This window comes from Pseudomonas sp., assembly GCF_030698175.1.
Lineage (GTDB): Bacteria > Pseudomonadota > Gammaproteobacteria > Pseudomonadales > Pseudomonadaceae > Aquipseudomonas.
Genome location: NZ_JAUYNT010000023.1, coordinates 1 through 17,753, shown reverse-complemented (window position 1 = coordinate 17,753; position 17,753 = coordinate 1). Strand labels below are relative to the sequence as shown.

Below are 17,753 nucleotides of genomic sequence, written 5' to 3'. Positions count from 1 at the left end.
GCCGCGCCGCCTAGGATTGGAACTTGGCGTCGTGCATGCGCGCCATTTGTCGCTCCAGTAGCGCCGGATAAGGGTCGAGCAAGCGCTCGACGCAGCAGGCACCTTCCGGGCTGGCAATCGAGCGTATCCGTGCCCGTTGGCGCAGCAGTGGATCGTCAGCAATCTGCCGGGTCACCAGCAACAGATTGCGGCTGTGTTGCGACAGTGCCAGGGCATCCTGGGCGGTGTCGCTGAGCAGCAAATCGCCTTGGCTGACATCGCTTAGATCGTCGCCTTGAGTCAGGCCAAACTGTAATTGCAGGGTAATACCGCTGTCGGCTACCTCGATTTGCAGGGCGTGACCGAGGGCGCGCATCAGTTCGCCCGAGCAAATGGCATGGGTCAGGTAGTCGGCGCCGCTGCTGCGTTGGTGGAACAGCATCAAGCTGCTGCCATCGCTCAGGGTGTGCAGTTGGCCCTGATAGAGCGCGGCAGTTTGCTCAAGGCAGGTGCGATAGCGCTGCAGCAAGTCGAGCAGGCGCGAGCGGGGCAGGCGCCGTAGTTGTTCTTGGGCGCCGAGCTGGATCGACAACACCGCACTGACGTGGGCGGCTTGTGGTGTCTGTTCTGGTTCTGATGCGGCCAGTGGCAATGCCGGCGCGGGCTGCTGGTCGTGTTGCAGTTCATCGCGCAGGTCGGAGAAGGGATCGTCGTCTTCGACGCTGCTGAGCCGCGGGCTGCTCGACGGGTCAAAATCCTCGTCGCGGTCAAACTGTGGATCGCGCAGGTCGTGCACGGCAAAGCTGCCGGCAGGTTCGTCGTCCTCAACCTCGTCGTCAGCAAAGGGATCAAGCGGATCAAACGAAGCTTCGTCGTCTTCGTCCACTTCAATGTCGCGATAAGCCGGGACAGCGCTGCTGGGCGCCTTGGCCGGCACCAGGCGATGTTGTAACTGACGGGCCAGGTCACCGATTTCGTCCTGGCGCCCAGAGCCGGGAGCCGGGTCATCGGGGTCGCGCAGCCAGACTCGCAGCTCCAGCAGCGGGATGGAAATATGCCGCCCCAGGCGCAGGCTCAAAGAGAGTGTCAGCGCCAGCAAAATCAGGCTCAGCAGTCCCATGCTTTGCAAGCTGATGGTCATTGGCTGCTGGAATTGCTCGGTGTCCAAACTAATGCGCAGGTGCCCGGCGATCACCTCTTGAAAGGTGATGGGCGTCGAATACAGGCCCTCGGTCTCACCGAGCAGGCCTTGCTTGGGGCGCGAGCCAGCTTCAGCGAGAATGCGGTTATCCACGCTGTAGATGGCCGCGTGGGACACCAGCGGGTTCTTCACCAGGTTATTAAGCAGCACGTTGAGGCTGAGAATGTCGTTGGAAACCAGCAGCTCGGTGGCGGAGGCGGCGGTCTGCACTATCAGGCTCTGGCCCAAGGCATCCGCCTGTTGCTGCATCGCCTGCTTGAACTGCATGCCCATCACCCAGGTGTAAATCACCAACGCCAGCGCCACCAACAGCAGGCTGTGGCTGGCAATGCGCAGGGCTAAGGGCACGCGTCGCTGGCGCAGGGCATGAAAAATCAGCAGAAAGAAATTATCGGGTTTGACGGATTCGGGCCGGTTCACGGGGCTCGGCTCTTCTTGACTGGAATTGGCGCGCAGTATAACGAGCAGGGCTGGATGGGCAAAGCCTTGTGCTGGGCGCAAGTGCGGGCAAAGTCCAGTTGCGTGAGGAATATCGGCCGACTTGCTCGAAATCAGGCTTGGAGTGCGGATTTACAAGCCGTAAACTTCGCCTCCTTGTCGGTTTTGCCGTGTTTGCGCTGTGCTCGCAACCCGCTGAAACTGGCGCTTAGACTGTTTTTTACTGCTGCGGAGAGCCGAGCTTGCGCGAAATCGTCCTGATTAATATCACTGGGGAAGATCGTCCGGGGCTGACGGCGGCAATTACCGGGGTGCTCGCCCAAGGCGGGGTGAATATCCTCGACATTGGCCAGGCGGTGATTCATGACACCTTGTCATTCGGCATTCTGGTTGAGATTCCCGCCACCGAGCAGGCCTCATCGGTGCTCAAAGACCTGTTGTTTACTGCCTATAAGCTCGATCAGCAGGTGCGCTTCACCCCGGTAGCCGAGGCGGACTACCAGCAATGGGTGGCGGTGCAGGGCAAGCCCCGGCACATAGTCACCCTGCTGACGCGCAAGGTCACGGCCGAGCAGTTGCAGCGGGTCAGCTCGATCACCGCCAAATACGGCTTGAATATCGACCATATTGATCGCTTGTCGGGGCGCATGCCGCTGGATACCCCGGCCGATCAAGGCAAGGGCTGTATTGAGTTCTCGGTGCGCGGCGAGCCGGCCGATCAGCAGGCGCTGCGTGCCGAATTCTTGAGCGTGGCGCAGGAACTGAATGTCGATATCGCCTTTCAGCGCGACTCGCTGTTTCGCCGTAATAGGCGCTTGGCGGTGTTCGACATGGACTCGACCCTGATCGAGGCCGAGGTCATCGATGAGTTGGCCAAGGCGGCCGGGGTTGGCGAGCAGGTGGCGGCGATCACCGAGCGGGCGATGCTCGGCGAGCTGGATTTTCGCGCTAGTTTCAAAGAGCGTTTGGCCCTGCTCAAAGGTTTGCCGGAGTCGACGCTGGCCAGTGTCGGCGCCGGTTTGCGCCTGACCGAGGGCGCCGAAACGCTGTTCGCCGAACTCAAACGGCTGGGTTACAAGACCGCGATTCTGTCTGGCGGCTTTAGCTATTTTGCCAAACAGCTACAGACCAAGTTGGGCATCGATTATGTGTTTGCCAATGAGCTGCAAATTGTCGATGGCAAGCTGACCGGGGTTGCCGTCGAACCCATAGTCGATGCTCAGCGCAAGGCCGACTTGCTGCGGGAACTGGCCGAACGGGAAGGCTTGCGCCTGGAGCAAACGATTGCCGTCGGCGATGGCGCCAATGACTTGCCGATGCTGGCGCTGGCCGGTCTGGGCGTGGCCTTTCGCGCCAAGCCACTGGTTAAACAGTCGGCCAAGCAGGCGATTTCCACCCTGGGGCTGGATGGGATTTTGTACCTGCTGGGCTTTCGTGATCGCGACGGTAACGACTAGCCGGGTGCTGCGGCACAAATCTATAGGTATGAAAAAGGCGATCCGTGGATCGCCTTTTTTGTCTGCGCGTTTTTACTCGTCGCCGGCCGAGAAGTCGTAATCCATCGACTGAGTCGGGCCTTGCAGGTAGTAACCCTGGATGTAGTTGACCCCGGCCTGCCAAAGCGTAGACAGCACGCTGGCGCTTTCCACAAAGGGCACTATGGTCAGCTTGGCCTGTGCGTGCAGGCTGGCCAGCAAGGTTTTCAGCGCTTCTTGGTTGTCGGCGCCGGACAAATCTTGCGAGAACGAGCCGTCGACCTTCACAAAGTCGATGCTCAGGTGCTTCAAGGTATTGAACGGATTTAACGAGCAACCAAATTGGCTCAGGGCGACTTTACAGTGCAGCTCGCTAAGGCCTTGGGTTAGGTTTTTCGCCTGCTTGAGGTAGGCGATGGCATCCGGCTCGCTCAGCTGAAAGATCAGTGCATCGGAGGGCAGCCGCGCGGCTTTCAGCGCCACGCTCAGCCACGGCAGAATGGTTTGATCTTGCAGGCTGGCGCTCGACAAGTTCACGAACAAGCGGGTGCTATGGCCCTTGCTGCGGTGCTGGGCGAGCAACTTGATCGAGTTGAGAATCACCCAGCGATCAATTTTCTCGGCCAGGCCGGCATCTATCGCGGCGCGCAGGAACTCGTGTGGCGGAACCTCTTCACCTTGCGGGTTAAGCAGGCGCAGCAGCACTTCGTAGTGTTCGTGACTGTCGCCGCGCAGGCTGATAATCGGCTGGAACAGCAGGCGGAAGCTGTTGTTTTCCAGTGCCTGTTGCAGCATCGCCACCACGCTGCCACGGCTGGCGGCGGCGGCCAGTTCGTCGGCGGGGTTGAACAGTTTCAGCGTGTTGCCGCTGGTGAGTTCATCGGCGCAACGGTGCGCGCGATCTATCACATCCTGGCCGCGTGGGGTCTTTTCATTAACCCCGGCGGCGCCGATCGACAGGCTGGTTTGCAAGGTCCGGCCGTTGATCTCAAACAGATGGCTTTCGGTCTTCTTCAGTAGCTCGCTGAGGCTGGCCTGGCTTTGCTCTGGGGTTTGCCCGGGCAGCAGTACGGTAAACACATCGTCGCCGAAACGGGCCAGTTGCGCGTTGCTGCCAAAGTGCGCGCTAAGCAAGTGGGCGAGGTCGGTCAGCAGCAAGTCGATGCCGGCCAAGCCCGCCTCGGCCAGCAGCGTGGCGTAACGATCGACACGGATGTAGGCGACGCAGGCCGCTTGCCCGGCATTCACCGCGCGCTCGGCGGCCGCATCGATCAGTTCGATAAAGTGGCTGCGGTTGTGCAGGCCGGTCACCAGGTCCTGGCTGCTGATTTCGCGCAGCCGTTGCTCCAACTCGGCATTACCGGTTTCGGCGCGGATAACCACTTGAATGCACGGCTCGCCGGCGTAGGTAGCCGGTGAGAAACCCATGCGCGCCTGAAACGACTGGCCGGTTTCTTTGATGCCGGTGCAGGCCAGTTCGGCGTTGCCTTCGGCGTTTTGGTAGTTCTTCAGGAAGTCTTTGAAATTGCTCTGATCGCAGCTGGCGATCAGGTCAATCATGGGGATGCCTTCCAGCTCTTCGCCATCTTCGTAGCAGAACATCTCGAGGTAGGCGCGGTTGGCGTAGATGTGCATGCCTTCGTGCACATAGGTGATGGCATCGACCGAGCTGTCGAGTAGCAGTTGGCAGCGCTTCTCCGCTTCGCGCAGCGCTACTTCGGCCACACGCCGGGCGCGACGCTCTTCAAGGTTGGCAAATTCGCGATTGGCCACCAGCATCAGGCGTTCATCTTCACCTTGCGGCAAGGCGTCTTGGGCGCCCAAGGCCAGCGCCTCGGTAATGGCGTCGGAGTCATTACCGTCGGTGAGCTGGATAAAGGGAATGTCTTTGGCTTGGCGGCGAATGGCGGTGATCGCCTCGTTCGGGTCGAGGTTGTCGCTGTGGGGGGCGGCAATCAGCAAATCCCAGCTTTGCGCTAAGGCTTGCGCCAGGTCATCGCTGGAGACCAGGCGATGCACGCGGGTGGCGCGTCCGGAGTTGCGAAACAGGCTAACCAGGCGCTCGGCCTCGTTCTGCGAGTCTTCAAGAATGAGCAGTCGGATCGTTTTTTTTTCAATGGCCATGGTCAGTTCTTGGCTGCGCCAAACGGACGCAAAAAGGCGATAAAAGGTAAATTTTCCGGCAATCTACAGCGACTTCCAGAGTGAGTCAAAGTCTTCCTCCCCGGCTTTTGCTTGGCTTCCTGGCGTTGTGACGGGCTTCCCTGGTGGGCTGTCGGCAAGCTCTACGCTGCGGTATTCAAACTGGGTGAAGCTGCCGGTGCTGGTTTGTTTGCGGCTGAGCACGGCGCGTTGTTCGTTGCCGTTTATATTGATCAGTACCTTGTTGCCTTCCTGAAAGGGCAGGCGCGGGGTAATTAAGGTGGCGGGCCGAGAGATGGCGGCGATTGCCGGCAGTAACAGCGCGCGTAAGAACTGGCTGTGTTGCTCGGTTTTGCGCATCAGTTGCAGGCCGCAGGGCTGCGCGAAAGGGGCGACCAGCTCAATCCCCATTTGGGTGCCGCCGCCGCGTACCTGGCGAATCCAGCGCACCACGGCCACACTCCAGGCTTGATTGGGGCTGTCTTGCAGGCCGAGAATTTCGCCGGCCTGTAATTGTCCTGGGACTTCCTTTGGCCACGACAGGCAGTAGCCGCCGGGGCTGTGGTTGACGATCGACAGGGTAAAGGTTGGGTAGAGTTCGGCCGCTTCGTCGGCTTGGCCGTGCTCTGATTTGGCGGCGTCCTGAGTCTGGTAGACGATTTCCTCCATCGGCAAACCAGGCTCCCAATGGGTAATGCGTTGTGCATCAAAGGCGCCGCCCCAAATGTCCGGACTTTTGTCGGTCGACTGAGTGGTGAACTTAACCGTTTGGGCGGCTTTTTTGAGTACCTCGTTAAAGCTGGTTTGCCCGGCAATAAAGTAATGCACGGCGCTCATGCCGATACTCAGCGTCAGGCTGCCTTGGCCGTTGCTGCGGGCAAAAGTGCGCTCGGAAATATCGCCCCAGGCGGCGCTGAGATGTTGCAGTACATCCAGGCTGAAACCGTCAGGCACTTGCAGTCGGAACTGCTTGCGGTTTTCAGCGGGTAATAACAGGTATTCCTTAATCGCATCGGCCAGGGGTTGCGAGTCAATGCCGAGTAGTTTGTTCAGCTCACCGGCCGGGAATAGCGACTTGTAGCGCGGCGGTCCATCAACCAGTGGCGCGATGGCGAACAGGCTGGAAGGCTGACTGGCCGGTTGCAGCTTGACCAGTGCGCACCAGGGTTCAAGTGCTTCGGCGAGTCGGGCAATACCGCTCTGGCGCATTTGATTGCAGCGTGCGCAGCCCAGTAGCAAGGCCACCAGATAGGTTTGCTCAAGACTCAGGCTGGGGTTGGCAGCCTGCTTGGATTGCTCGTCGCGGACACTCAGACGTTGTAGCTGTTGATTGCAGCCAATTTGATACAGCTGGTGTAGCTCCAGCCAGAGCCCTTCAGGCACCGGGCAATACAACTGGCTGGCGCGAATCAGTGAGCCGCAGAGGCTGTGGCTGGCGCGCTGCAAGGCGGTCACTAGGCGCTGCAAGGGTTCGCGAGCGGTGCTGCCAACCTCCTGAACGACAATCAATTTATAGCCGATGGCCAAATGATTTTGCAGCGCTTGGCACAGGTTGGCGACTTTGCGCGGGCGTTCATCCAGCACCACCGCTTGATTGAGGAAGTGCCGCTCAAGGTTATTGCAGACGTAATAAACTTCCGGGCGCAGTAACTCCAGCAACTGCAGGCGGGTGTCGGCGCTACAGGCCAGCTGGTTAAGTTCGACCAGCGCTTGGTAGAGCAGACGCGCCGTTTCGCCAAGATTGGCCTTCGGCAAACCGGCGACCCAACGCTTTAATTCGCGCGGGCTCGGATCGCAAAAACTAAGGCTTTGCTGGTGCGGCGTGGGTACGCGTAACAGCAAGTGCGGGCTCTGTTTATCCATGTAGCTGCAGTGCTCCACCGCCGCCGCGGGCGTGCTGTTATTAGTATGGGGCTGACCGAACTTTAGCAGCATCTGGTGGCGCGCGCTGCCTATCGCAGGCTTGGGGAACAGTGCCGGGTTGCTTGCGTTTAACCGGCACTGCGCAGCGTGAGCCTGGGTTGTAGCTGTTAAAGGCTATTGGCGCCCAAGCGTTGACCCATGCGTACCGGGCTGCCGGCGCCAAATTCTGCGGCCCACTGCACTTGCTCTGGACCAAACAACACTATGGCGGTGGAGCCGAGTTTGAAGCGGCCCAGCTCAGCGCCTTTGGCCAGCTCAATAGGCGCGCGGGCGGCGGCGTCGTAACGGCTGGTTTTGAGTTCGCGCTTGGGTGGCGTAACTAACCCGGCCCAGACCGTTTCGATTGAGGCGACGATCATCGCGCCGACCAGTACCACCGCCATTGGCCCGCGCTCGGTGTCGAAGATGCACACTGCGCGCTCGTTGCGGGCGAACAGTTCCGGGACGTTTTCGGCGGTGGTTTGATTGACTGAAAACAACCGGCCAGGAACATAGATCATTTCACGCAAGGTGCCGGCCAGCGGCATGTGTACGCGGTGATAGTCCTTGGGCGAGAGGTAAATGGTGGCAAATTCGCCGCCCATAAACTCCGCCGCTCGTTCGCTGTCGCCACCCAGCAACTCCAGTACGCTAAAACTGTGGCCTTTAGCTTGGAAAATCCGGCCATGTTCGATTTTGCCCAGTTGGCTGACGGCACCGTCGGCCGGGCTAAGTACCGCACCGGCGCTGTTGTCGAGCGGCCGCGCGCCGTCCTTGAGGGCGCGGGTGAAGAAGGCATTGAAGTGCTCATAGGCATCCAGCTGTTCGACGGCGGCTTCGCTCATGTCGACTTGGTATTGTTTAGCGAACCAATTGATCAGGCGGCTCTTAAACCAGGTGGCCCGGCATTCTGCGGCGCAGCCAATCAGGCGCGAGAGCAGATGGTGGGGCAGTAGGTACTGGCTGAGGATGAACAGGCGCTGTTGCATTGTGGCTCCTTTAAAACTGTTGAAAAATCTGGGTGACGCTGAATTTAGAGTTCGACCGGGGTGTCGGGGTGGTTACCCCATTCGCCCCAGGAGCCGGCGTACGCTTTGACTCGTGGGTAGCCCAGCGATTTGGCGATCAGGTAAGTAAGGCCTGAGCGGTGGTGGGTTTGGCAGTGGGTGATGAGTTCTTTGTCCGGGGTAATGCCAAGCTCCAGCAGGATTTGCTGCATATCGCTGCGAATGCGCAGGTTACGTGTCTGGTCCATGGCCAGGTTCCAGTCGAAGTTGACCGCGCCGGGGATGTGTCCAGCCTTGGCGGCGAGGGCTTTTTCGCCGCTGTATTCGCCGGCGGAGCGGGCATCCCAGATGGCCAGGTCGGCGGCCCCCAGGCGGCTTTGCAGGTATTCGCGGCTGGCCGTTGGCGCTTGCTGCACATGCAGGCTCAGTGCGGCGTCGTGCTTGGCTGGGATACTGCAAGACAGCTCGCGCTGATCGGCTAACCACGCCAGCAAACCACCATTTAGGTAGTGGTAGTTGTGGTGGCCGATGACATCGAGCAGCCAGATAAAACGTCCGGCCCAGCCGCCGCCTTCGTCGTCATAGACCACATACACCGCATCCGGGTTATGCCCCAACTCGCTGAACAAGGCTTCTAGCTGTGCGTGCGCCGGCAGCAAGCCGGGCGCCGGTGGCTGGCCGAGCTGGGTGCGTTTCGGGTCAACAAAGTGTGCGCCGGGGATGTGGCCTTCGGCGTAGCGGGCGGCGTTGGTCAGGTCGACCAGAATTAATTCGGGGGCGCTCAAGCGGGCGGCTAAGTCAGCCGGTTCAATCACCAGTGGTAGCGCTGCGAAGGCGGCCATGGATGGCCCTCCAAACTCAAGAAAGGCGGCGATTGTAGCGCAAGCGTTAACGGCTGCGTTTGGCAAAGCTGGCCAGTGCGCGCTCAATGCATTGCACGGTTTTACCAAAGGCCAGCAGACTGGCCTCGCTGAAGGGCGCGCCCGACTGGTCGACAATCAGCAGCATGGCCACCCGTTCTTGGCTGGCGATGGAGCGCAGTATCAGCTGCTCGCTGGGGAATAAACTTTTCAGATTGCCCGGCAACAGCGCCGAATATTGAGCGATGTTGGCTGGGCTCAGGCGCAACTGCGCAGGTTTGCTCAGCAGCTGCCGCAGCACCTTGCTGTGGTTGGGGTCCAGGCTCAAGACGCTGGCTTCTTTGGGTAGCCCGAGTGTTTGCTGGGCCATCAGACGACTGTGGCTGCGATCGGCCAGCAGCAGCAATAAACGCTGCATGCCGCAGGCTTGCAGTGCGTCGCGGATGCAGCTGGTTAGCTGCAGCACATTGGCAAACGGGCTGGGCTCGCTCAGCAGCTCGGCGCAGTGCTTGCGCCATGCCGTCACCTCGGTTGTGAGCGGTGCGGCTGCTGCCAGCGGCTGTTCGGCGTGTAAATGGCGGCAGTGCCACGGCCAGAGCAAGGCTTGGGCTGGATGCCAAAGTTCGGTGGCGCAGTGTTTGCGTGCGCTGTTGACGGCTTGCTGGTGCACCTGTTGTTGCAAATCGCCGAGGTTGAGTTGCAGGTACAGCCCGGTCAGTTGTTGCCAGCGTAGCGCTAGCGGCCAACTCCAGGCCTGATGGGCCGATACCGCCAAGCCGTTGGCCAGCAAGATGCAGTTGCTCGGCAACGTCAGCCAGCGGCGCAGTGGACTGTCGTCATCGAGTAAGGGTTGTTGTTGCGCGGGTTGCTCATTAGCGCGGGCGATACGCAGGGCTTTGACCAGTTGGCGGCGATCATTGAGCAGCAGTCGATAGCCCAGTAGCACCCATTCCGGCAGTCGCCATTTTTCCGCCAGTGCCAGGCAGATTTGCAGCAGTGGTAGGCCGAGTAACTCGCGTTCAACCTTGCTGGCGGGTTCGCCTTTGATCAGCACCCGCTGCTCCCAGGCGTTAAACAGCTGTGGATGGCTGGCAATCAGCGGCCACAGTGGCGCCAAAAGCAGCAGGCTGCTGCAATGCACGTCGTGCCAGAGCCGCGCCAGGCGCGCGCCAAACAAGCCGCTGGCTTGCTGAGAGGCATGCCGACTGAGCAATTGCAGTTGGCGCAACTCGCGCGGGATTTGCTCGGGGCTAACTGGCATCTGCTGATTGAGCAGATTTTCCGTAGTTTGTAGCCCTAAGCGTGACAGCGCGACCTCAAGGTTGGCGGCAGGGTCGCTAAGGCTGCTTTTGCTGCGATTGGCGGCGCGCATAACCAGCAGCGCCAGCGTCGGGCTGGCCTGCAAACTCTCGGCTATTTCGCCCAGCGAACTTTTGTTGTCGCGCAGAGTGTGCAAGGCGCGGCGATGCTCGTCATTGCTGACTGGCAGGCGCACGCCATCGAGCTCTTTGAGCCAGGCGCTAAGGGTGTGCGGCAGGGGTTTACTGGTCGACATAGGCTCGGGTCAAATTGGCTTTTCGCACTAACTGGCTATAGTCTGGCTCATAAGATCCGATAAGTAGAAGAGTTGTTTGCAAAGACTCGTAATCATCCTCTGGTAAGCGTTTTCTAATGATAAAAATCATCGGCATCATCATCGTGTTCGCCTGCGTTATAGGCGGTTTCATCTTGTCTCACGGTAAACTCGCCGCCTTGTTTCAGCCTTTCGAGGTGCTGATCATCGGCGGTGCTTCGCTGGGGGCTTTCTTGCAGGCCAACACGCCCAGCACTTTTATGCATGTGCTGAAAAAATCGCTAAGCATGTTCAGCTCACGCTTTACCCATACCTTCTATTTAGAGGTGCTGAAGATGCTCTACGAGATTCTTAACAAGAGTCGCCGTGAGGGCATGATGGCGATTGAATCGGATGTTGAAGACCCCGCCGCCAGTCCAATTTTCAGCAAATATCCGGGCATTCTCAAAGATGCCGGCATGACCGCCTTTGTGTGCGATTACCTGCGGATCATGTCGTCCGGCAACATGGCCCCCCATGAGCTGGAAGGCTTGTTTGATATGGAACTCAATAGTCTTAAAGAAGACCTCGAACACCCGGCCCATGCGGTGGCGCGGATCGCCGATGGTATGCCGGCGATGGGTATAGTCGCGGCGGTACTGGGGATCGTGGTGACCATGGGCCTGCTCGGCGCCGTTGAGCAGAGTGAGCTGGGCATGCACGTAGCAGCAGCGCTGGTGGGGACCTTCTTGGGGATTCTGGCCGCTTATGGCTTCTTCGGGCCGCTGGCGACGGCGATCGAGCATGACGCCAAAGAAGAGCTGAATGTGTATGAGGCCATCAAGGCCTGCCTGGTCGCTTCGGCGTCTGGAATGCCGCCCACCCTGGCGGTGGAATTTGGTCGTAAAGTGCTGTATCCGGCCCATCGACCAAGCTTTAGCGAGCTTGAGCAAGCCATGCGTGGCAGCTAACTAGGCGGCCTGACTCATGGAAAACAACCAGCCGATTATCGTCAAGCGGGTCAAGAAGATTGCCGCCGGCCACCACGGCGGCGCCTGGAAAATTGCCTTCGCCGACTTTGCCACGGCGATGATGGCGTTCTTTATGCTGCTGTGGCTGATGTCCTCGGCGACCCCTGAGCAGAAGCGCTTAATTTCCGGCTACTTCCAGGACCCGGTGGGTTTTACCGAAAGTGCCAGTCCCTACGTGATCGATCTGGGCGGCACACCAACGCCAGCGCCGGATAGGACCCTCAACCCTGAGGTTAAGGATGAGGTTGACGCCGGGCCTGAGCAGGATGTCGGCAAAGAGGCGGAAATCAATCCCAAGGTCGATCCGGCCCAGGCCGAAAGCTTGGCCGAGCAGGTTGAGCGCGAGCGCCTTGAGCTGTTGCTGCAAGAGTTGCAGAACAAAATCGAAGAAAACCCGCAGCTGAAGAATTTTAAAGACCAGATTCTGTTTGAAATCACTCAAGACGGCCTGCGCATTCAGATCATGGACGCCGCCAATCGGCCGATGTTTGCCAGCGGCAGCGCCAACCTCGAGCTCTATTTCGAGGATATTCTGCTGGCCATGGCCGACACCATCAAGGCGGTGCCGAACAAGATCAGCGTCAGCGGCCATACCGACGCCAAGCCTTTTGCCGGGCGTGGCGATTTCGGTAACTGGGAGTTGTCGGCCAATCGCGCTAATGCAGCCCGGCGTGCGCTGGTGTTTGGTGGCGTGCCGGATGATCAGGTGGCGCGGGTGGTGGGTTACGCCTCGTCGGCCTTGTTTGATCGCGCCGACCCGCTTAATCCGGTCAATCGGCGTATCGACATAGTGGTGCTGACCAAAAAAGCCCAACGCAGCATTGAGGGCGCGCAAGAGGCAGACCCTGCGGCGCCAGCCGAGCCGGGGGCCGCAACCGAAGGCGCCCCTGGCGAGCCTGGCGCACCACCGGCACCGATTGCCGAGCCATTACAGGCGCCGGAACTGCGCGAGAAACTGAATATCTTTGAAGACGGTGCCTTGCAGCTGGATCAAGTGCCAGCGCAGCAATAACGGCAATGCGCCCATGAAAAAGCCGCGATCATCGCGGCTTTTTCATGGGCGGTGACCCTTAGGTCAGGCTGCTAAGAATGTGTCGGTAGCTGTTCATCCGCTGCTGCTGGATACGCCCCTCTTCAAGGGCCTTGAGCAGGGCGCAACCGGGTTCGCGGTCGTGCTTGCAGTCGCGGAAACGGCAGTGCCCGAGCAGCTCATGAAACTCGATAAAGCCGGCTTCCACGTCATCGCGGCTGACATGGCCGAGACCAAATTCGCGAATGCCGGGGGAGTCGATTAGCTTGCCGCCACCGGGGAAGTGAAACAGCCGCGCCGTGGTGGTGGTGTGCGTGCCTTGGCCGCTCACTTCCGAGAGGGGGCCGACGCGCAGGTCGACGCCCGGCAGCAGGCTGTTGACCAGGGAGGATTTACCCACCCCCGATTGGCCGACGAAGACGCTGACGTGGCCATTTAGCCGCTCCTGCAAGGCTTGCATGCCGCCGCCTTCGTGGGCGGATACTTCCAACAGCGGATAGCCGAGCTGGCGATACACCGCCAGCAAGGCTTCCAGCGTCGGGCCGTTTTGCGCATCGATCAGGTCGGCTTTGTTCAGCAGCAGCAGCGGGGTAATCCCGGCGTGTTCGGCCGCCACCAGGTAGCGGTCGATCAGGTTCGGGTGCGGCTCCGGCAGTGGCGCAAACACAATCACAATCAGGTCGACGTTGGCCGCCACTGGCTTGAGTTGGCCGCGGCTGTCCGGCCGGCACAGCTCGGTGCTACGCGGCAGTTGCGCGACTATCACGCCGATGCCTTGATTGCCGGCGCGCCAGACCACTTGGTCGCCGGTGACCAGCGCCGGCAGGTTGGCGCGCAGGTGGCAGCGGCTTACCTGGCCGGCCAGCTCGCCATCCAGCGCCTCGACTTCAACTTGAACGCCGAAGTGGGCAATCACTAAACCCAGTTGCTCGGGGCCGAGATCGCCGCCTTCGAGGGTGTCGAGGGTATGCGATTCACGTTTGGCCGCACGGGCGGCGCGTTCTTCCTGAATCTTCTCGATACGCCAGTTTTGCCGGCGGTTGAGTTGGCGTTTGGCCATGGGGCTTCCAAATGGGGAGTGCAGCGGGAGAATAAAGCGGTTGGCAGTTTAGCACGCTAGACTGCGCGTCTACGCCGAGGAGCAACAGCATGCAAAACCCCCTGAATTTGATCTGGATCGACCTGGAAATGACCGGCCTGGAGCCGGACACCGACGTCATCATCGAGATGGCCACCATCATCACCGACAGCCAGCTCAATGTGCTGGCCGAGGGCCCGGTGATTGCCGTGCATCAGAGCGATGCGCTGCTGGCCGGGATGGATGAGTGGAACACCCGCACCCACGGCGAGAGCGGCCTGACCCAACGGGTACGCGACAGCAAGATCAGCCAGGCTGAGGCCGAGGCGCAGACCCTGGCCTTTATCGAGCAGTGGGTGCCCAAGGGCAAGTCGCCGATTTGCGGCAACAGCATTGGCCAGGATCGGCGCTTTCTCTGTCGCTATATGCCGGCCCTGGAGGCCTTCTTTCACTACCGTAATCTGGATGTATCGACCCTGAAGATTCTGGTGGAGCGCTGGGCGCCGCAGCTCAAAGATGGCCTGCAGAAGAAAGGCACCCACCAGGCGCTGGACGATATTCGCGAGTCGATTGCCGAGCTGCAGTACTACCGCAAGCACTTTATCAAGGAGTGAAGTGGGAAGTAGGAAGTAGGAAGTAGGGATCGGTCAGTCGTGCTGGTCGTGCCGGCTAAGTGCCCAAGCCACATGCTCACGCACCAGTTCCGACGGATCGTTGCGTCGGGCTTCGAGTGCTTCCAGTACTGGAATGCTCGACGGCGCATTGCCTAAGCCCACCGCCAAGTTACGCAACCAGTTCTGGTAACCGGTACGGCGCAGCGGCGAGCCTTCGGTGCGGCTGAGAAACTCTTCTTCGGTCCAGCGAAACAGCTGCGCCAATTCACTGTTGTCCAGCTGATGACGAGGCTGAAAGTCGCCTTGATTGGTGGGGCGGGCGAAACGATTCCACGGGCAGATGATTTGGCAGTCGTCGCAGCCAAATACTCTATTACCGATCAGCGGACGCAGCTCTAGCGGGATCGCGCCTTTCAGTTCGATGGTCAGGTAAGAGATGCAGCGCCGCGCATCCAGCACATAAGGCCCGACAAAGGCGCCGGTCGGGCAGATGTCCAGGCAGGCGCTGCAGCTGCCGCAATGTTCGCTGACGTGGGGCGCATCGACCGGCAGTGGCAGGTCGACAAATAACTCACCGAGAAAAAACCAGCTGCCGGCTTTGCGGTTCAGCACCAGGGTGTTTTTGCCGATCCAGCCCAGGCCCGCTTGCTGGGCTATGGCTTTCTCCAATACCGGCGCGCTGTCGACGAAGGCCCGGTAACCGAAGGGGCCGATGGCTTGCTGAATGCGCTCGGCCAGTTGCTGCAGGCGCTTGCGAATCAGCTTGTGATAGTCACGGCCCAGGGCATAGCGCGACACGTAGGCGGTTTCCGGCTGGCTCAGGCGCTTGCTCATCTCGGTGTCGCCGGGCAGGTAGTCCATGCGCAGCGAGATCACCCGCAAGGTGCCGGGGACTAATTCGTCCGGGTGGGAACGTTTGCTGCCGTGGGCGGCCATATAGTCCATCTCGCCCTGATAACCGGCGTCCAGCCAGCGCTGCAGGTGCTGTTCGTGCTCGGCCAGGTCCAGCCCGGCGATGCCGACCTGCTGAAAACCCAGTTCGCGGCCCCATTCCTTGATGTTCAGGCTGAGGGCTGCGAGATCGAGGCCTCCGGTAGCAGCCGCACGCGGCGGCGCAGCAGGTTCCTTGATAGCTTGGCCGAGGGCTGGGATGTCGGGGGCGGGGGAGTGCATAAACAAGAAACCACGGTGGAGATAGGTATAATTCTGCCAGACATTGGAGCTCACGCACGTGACTACTGACTTTAAACCCGCCGCTGACGATGAATGGCCCGTTGCACTCTACAGCGCCGCGCAAATGCGCGAGCTGGACGCGCGCCTGATTGCCGCCGGTACGCCTGGCTTTGAGCTGATGCAGCGCGCCGCCCACGCAGCCTGGCGCGCCTTGCGTCGGCGCTGGCCGGATGCCGACAGCGTCACGTTGCTGGTTGGCGGCGGCAACAATGGCGGCGACGGGTATTTGTTGGCGGTGCTGGCGCAGCGCGCCGGCTGGAATGTGCAGGTGCTGACCTTGGTTGCGCCGCCAGCCCTGACCGGTGATGCGGCCCTGGCCTATGCCGAGGCGCACGCCGCGCAAGTGTCGATACGGCCATGGCAGGCCGGGACGCCTTTGTCTGGGGTGCTGGTTGATGGCTTGCTTGGTACCGGCGTCAAAGGCTCGGTGCGCGAACCGCTGGCGCAAGTAATCAAGCAGATTAATGCCAGCGGTCTGCCGGTACTGGCGCTGGATCTGCCCTCTGGCTTGTGCGTCGATACCGGTTGCGAGCTGGGTGTGGCGGTGCGCGCCGAGCTGACGGTGAGCTTTATCGGCCTCAAGCTGGGGCTGTTTACCGGGGGCGGGCCGGACCTGGTCGGCAGCCTGGTGTTTGACGACCTGCAGGCCGATCCACAACTGCTGGCCGAACAAGCGACTGCAGCCCAGCGTCTGGCCCCGGACCACTTGCCCTGGCTGCCAGCGCGCCGGCGCAGTGCTCATAAGGGGCAGTTTGGTCATCTGCTGGTGGTCGGTGGCGACCGTGGTCTGGGCGGTGCGGCGCTGTTGGCGGCGCAAAGTGCGTTGCGCTGTGGTGCCGGTTTGGTGTCCTTGGCGACCCGCAGTGAACATGTGGCGGCGGCCCTGGCGCGCCAGCCGGAGGTGATGGTGCAGGGCCTGGCCTCGGCCAATCAGTTGCTGGGCTTGGCCGCCAGTGCCGATGTGCTGGTGGTCGGTCCGGGGTTGGGACAGCAGGCCTGGGGGCGCAGTTTACTTAGCGCGGTTGCGCACCGGGCAGCGGTGCAGGTCTGGGATGCCGATGCGCTGAACTTGCTCGCCTTGGGTGGCGTGCAACTGCCGGCTGATGCGGTCTTGACCCCGCATCCGGGGGAGGCGGCGCGTTTATTGGGGCTAAGCATTGCCGAGGTGCAGGCCGATCGTCCCGGCGCCGCCTTGGCGCTGGCCGCGCGTTATCAGGCGGTAGTGGTATTGAAAGGCTCCGGCAGTTTGATCGCCGCGGCGGATGGGCGTTTGGCCCTGTGTGATCGCGGTCATCCGGCGATGGCCGGCGCCGGCTTTGGTGATGTGTTGGTGGGTGTGATCGGCGCATTGCGCGCCCAAGGGCTGCCGGCCTTCGAGGCGGCATGTTTGGCGGTGTGGTTGCATGCGCGGGCCGGTGAGCTGTGCGGCGCCGCGGGCCGTGGCTTGGCGGCGGGCGACTTGCTGGCCAGCATTGGAGAGTTATTAGAGGAGTGCTCGCCGTGTTTGGGTTGAGTGTTATCGGCGTGCTTAGAGGAGTTTTACCGTGGTTAGCGTGACGCTGTTTGTCGAGGGAGAGGAGGCTATGTTGGCGCTGGGCGCACAGCTGGCGGCGCTGACCGAGGGGCGCGGCACCCTGTATCTGCATGGTGATCTGGGCGCCGGCAAAACCACCTTGTCGCGGGGCATTATTCGTGGGCTCGGCCATGTTGGCTCGGTGAAAAGCCCGACCTTTACTCTGGTCGAGCCCTATGAGATCGGCCCACTAAAAGTCTTTCACTTTGACCTCTATCGCCTGGCCGATCCCGAGGAGTTGGAGTTCATGGGGATTCGCGATTATTTCGAGGATGACGCCCTGTGTCTGGTCGAATGGCCGCAGCGCGGTGCTGGCGTTTTGCCAAAGGCTGATCTGGACATTACCATTGCCGCACAAGCGGGTGGCCGCTCGCTCTGTTTGCAGCCGCAAGGTGCACGGGGCGAGCGTTGGTGCGCCGCGTTGGCTAGGGTCTGTTGACGTTTTATTCACGGCCGCGCCGGAGTCTGTTTTTGCGCGAGGCAAGGCACGAGGAGCATGGTTTGGTTGTTCCAAATGAGCGACGAGAAACGCCGCCTCGCGCAAAAACAGGCCCGGCCCTTCGGGTTGCGCGAGAAATGGCCCCCGCTGTTGTTGCAGGACTTGGCAAGGGAATAACCATTACCTGCGTCCTGCGCCT

The 17,753-nt window shown here is 60.7% G+C and carries 15 protein-coding genes; 6 read left to right on the top strand and 9 right to left on the bottom strand.

All coding sequences use genetic code 11. The annotated features are described in order from the left end of the window. Window positions 1-10: 10 nt before the first annotated feature. Window positions 11-1,600: an AhpA/YtjB family protein gene (locus tag Q8R10_RS12100; RefSeq protein WP_305654079.1), complete on the bottom strand. Its 1,590-nt coding sequence runs from the start codon at window positions 1,598-1,600 to the stop codon at window positions 11-13. Window positions 1,601-1,860: 260 nt separating this feature from the next. Here Q8R10_RS12100 and serB point away from each other — a divergent pair, with 260 nt between their 5' ends. Beyond that, window positions 1,861-3,075: a phosphoserine phosphatase SerB gene (serB, locus tag Q8R10_RS12095; protein WP_305654078.1), complete on the top strand. Its 1,215-nt coding sequence runs from the start codon at window positions 1,861-1,863 to the stop codon at window positions 3,073-3,075. Window positions 3,076-3,147: 72 nt separating this feature from the next. Here serB and Q8R10_RS12090 read toward each other — a convergent pair whose 3' ends face one another. From Q8R10_RS12090 to Q8R10_RS12070, 5 genes are all read right to left on the bottom strand, one after another. After that, on the bottom strand, window positions 3,148-5,217 hold the full coding sequence (locus Q8R10_RS12090) for an EAL domain-containing protein (protein WP_305654077.1): 2,070 nt from the start codon (window positions 5,215-5,217) through the stop codon (window positions 3,148-3,150). A 63-nt stretch (window positions 5,218-5,280) separates the two neighbouring features. Beyond that, window positions 5,281-7,098 carry a molecular chaperone gene (locus tag Q8R10_RS12085; RefSeq protein ID WP_305654076.1) on the bottom strand — a complete coding sequence of 606 codons (1,818 nt, stop codon included), beginning with the start codon at window positions 7,096-7,098 and terminating at the stop codon, window positions 5,281-5,283. Window positions 7,099-7,265: 167 nt separating this feature from the next. Further along, window positions 7,266-8,126 carry an archaetidylserine decarboxylase gene (asd, locus tag Q8R10_RS12080; protein WP_305654075.1) on the bottom strand — a complete coding sequence of 287 codons (861 nt, stop codon included), beginning with the start codon at window positions 8,124-8,126 and terminating at the stop codon, window positions 7,266-7,268. Between the two features lie 44 nt (window positions 8,127-8,170). Continuing rightward, entirely contained in the window at window positions 8,171-8,986 is an 816-nt protein-coding gene (locus tag Q8R10_RS12075) for a rhodanese-like domain-containing protein (RefSeq protein ID WP_305654074.1), read from the bottom strand. 46 nt (window positions 8,987-9,032) lie between these two features. Continuing rightward, a complete protein-coding gene (locus Q8R10_RS12070; protein ID WP_305654073.1) occupies window positions 9,033-10,559 on the bottom strand; it encodes an HDOD domain-containing protein in 1,527 nt (508 codons plus the stop codon). Window positions 10,560-10,675: 116 nt separating this feature from the next. Between Q8R10_RS12070 and motA the strand changes: the two genes are divergently transcribed. After that, window positions 10,676-11,527, top strand: a complete 852-nt coding sequence (gene motA, locus Q8R10_RS12065; RefSeq protein ID WP_305654072.1) for a flagellar motor stator protein MotA — start codon at window positions 10,676-10,678, stop codon at window positions 11,525-11,527. A 16-nt stretch (window positions 11,528-11,543) separates the two neighbouring features. After that, entirely contained in the window at window positions 11,544-12,599 is a 1,056-nt protein-coding gene (gene motB, locus Q8R10_RS12060; protein WP_305654071.1) for a flagellar motor protein MotB, read from the top strand. Window positions 12,600-12,657: 58 nt separating this feature from the next. On the opposite strand, the gene rsgA is transcribed toward motB, so the two are convergent. Continuing rightward, entirely contained in the window at window positions 12,658-13,677 is a 1,020-nt protein-coding gene (gene rsgA / locus Q8R10_RS12055) for a small ribosomal subunit biogenesis GTPase RsgA (RefSeq protein WP_305654069.1), read from the bottom strand. An 89-nt stretch (window positions 13,678-13,766) separates the two neighbouring features. Between rsgA and orn the strand changes: the two genes are divergently transcribed. Continuing rightward, entirely contained in the window at window positions 13,767-14,309 is a 543-nt protein-coding gene (gene orn, locus Q8R10_RS12050) for an oligoribonuclease (RefSeq protein WP_305654067.1), read from the top strand. Between the two features lie 33 nt (window positions 14,310-14,342). Here the strand turns inward: orn and queG are convergent, their stop codons facing one another. Further along, window positions 14,343-15,482, bottom strand: a complete 1,140-nt coding sequence (queG, locus tag Q8R10_RS12045; protein ID WP_371133331.1) for a tRNA epoxyqueuosine(34) reductase QueG — start codon at window positions 15,480-15,482, stop codon at window positions 14,343-14,345. Between the two features lie 58 nt (window positions 15,483-15,540). On the opposite strand from queG, the gene Q8R10_RS12040 reads away from it, so the two are divergent. Both Q8R10_RS12040 and tsaE read left to right on the top strand, forming a co-directional pair. After that, window positions 15,541-17,055, top strand: a complete 1,515-nt coding sequence (locus Q8R10_RS12040) for an NAD(P)H-hydrate dehydratase (protein WP_305654064.1) — start codon at window positions 15,541-15,543, stop codon at window positions 17,053-17,055. Between the two features lie 70 nt (window positions 17,056-17,125). After that, window positions 17,126-17,554, top strand: coding sequence for a tRNA (adenosine(37)-N6)-threonylcarbamoyltransferase complex ATPase subunit type 1 TsaE (gene tsaE, locus Q8R10_RS12035; RefSeq protein ID WP_305654098.1), 429 nt, complete (start codon window positions 17,126-17,128; stop codon window positions 17,552-17,554). 8 nt (window positions 17,555-17,562) lie between these two features. On the opposite strand, the gene Q8R10_RS12030 is transcribed toward tsaE, so the two are convergent. Beyond that, the coding region (locus tag Q8R10_RS12030) for a hypothetical protein (protein WP_305654062.1) at window positions 17,563-17,753 on the bottom strand (191 nt) is incomplete at its 5' end.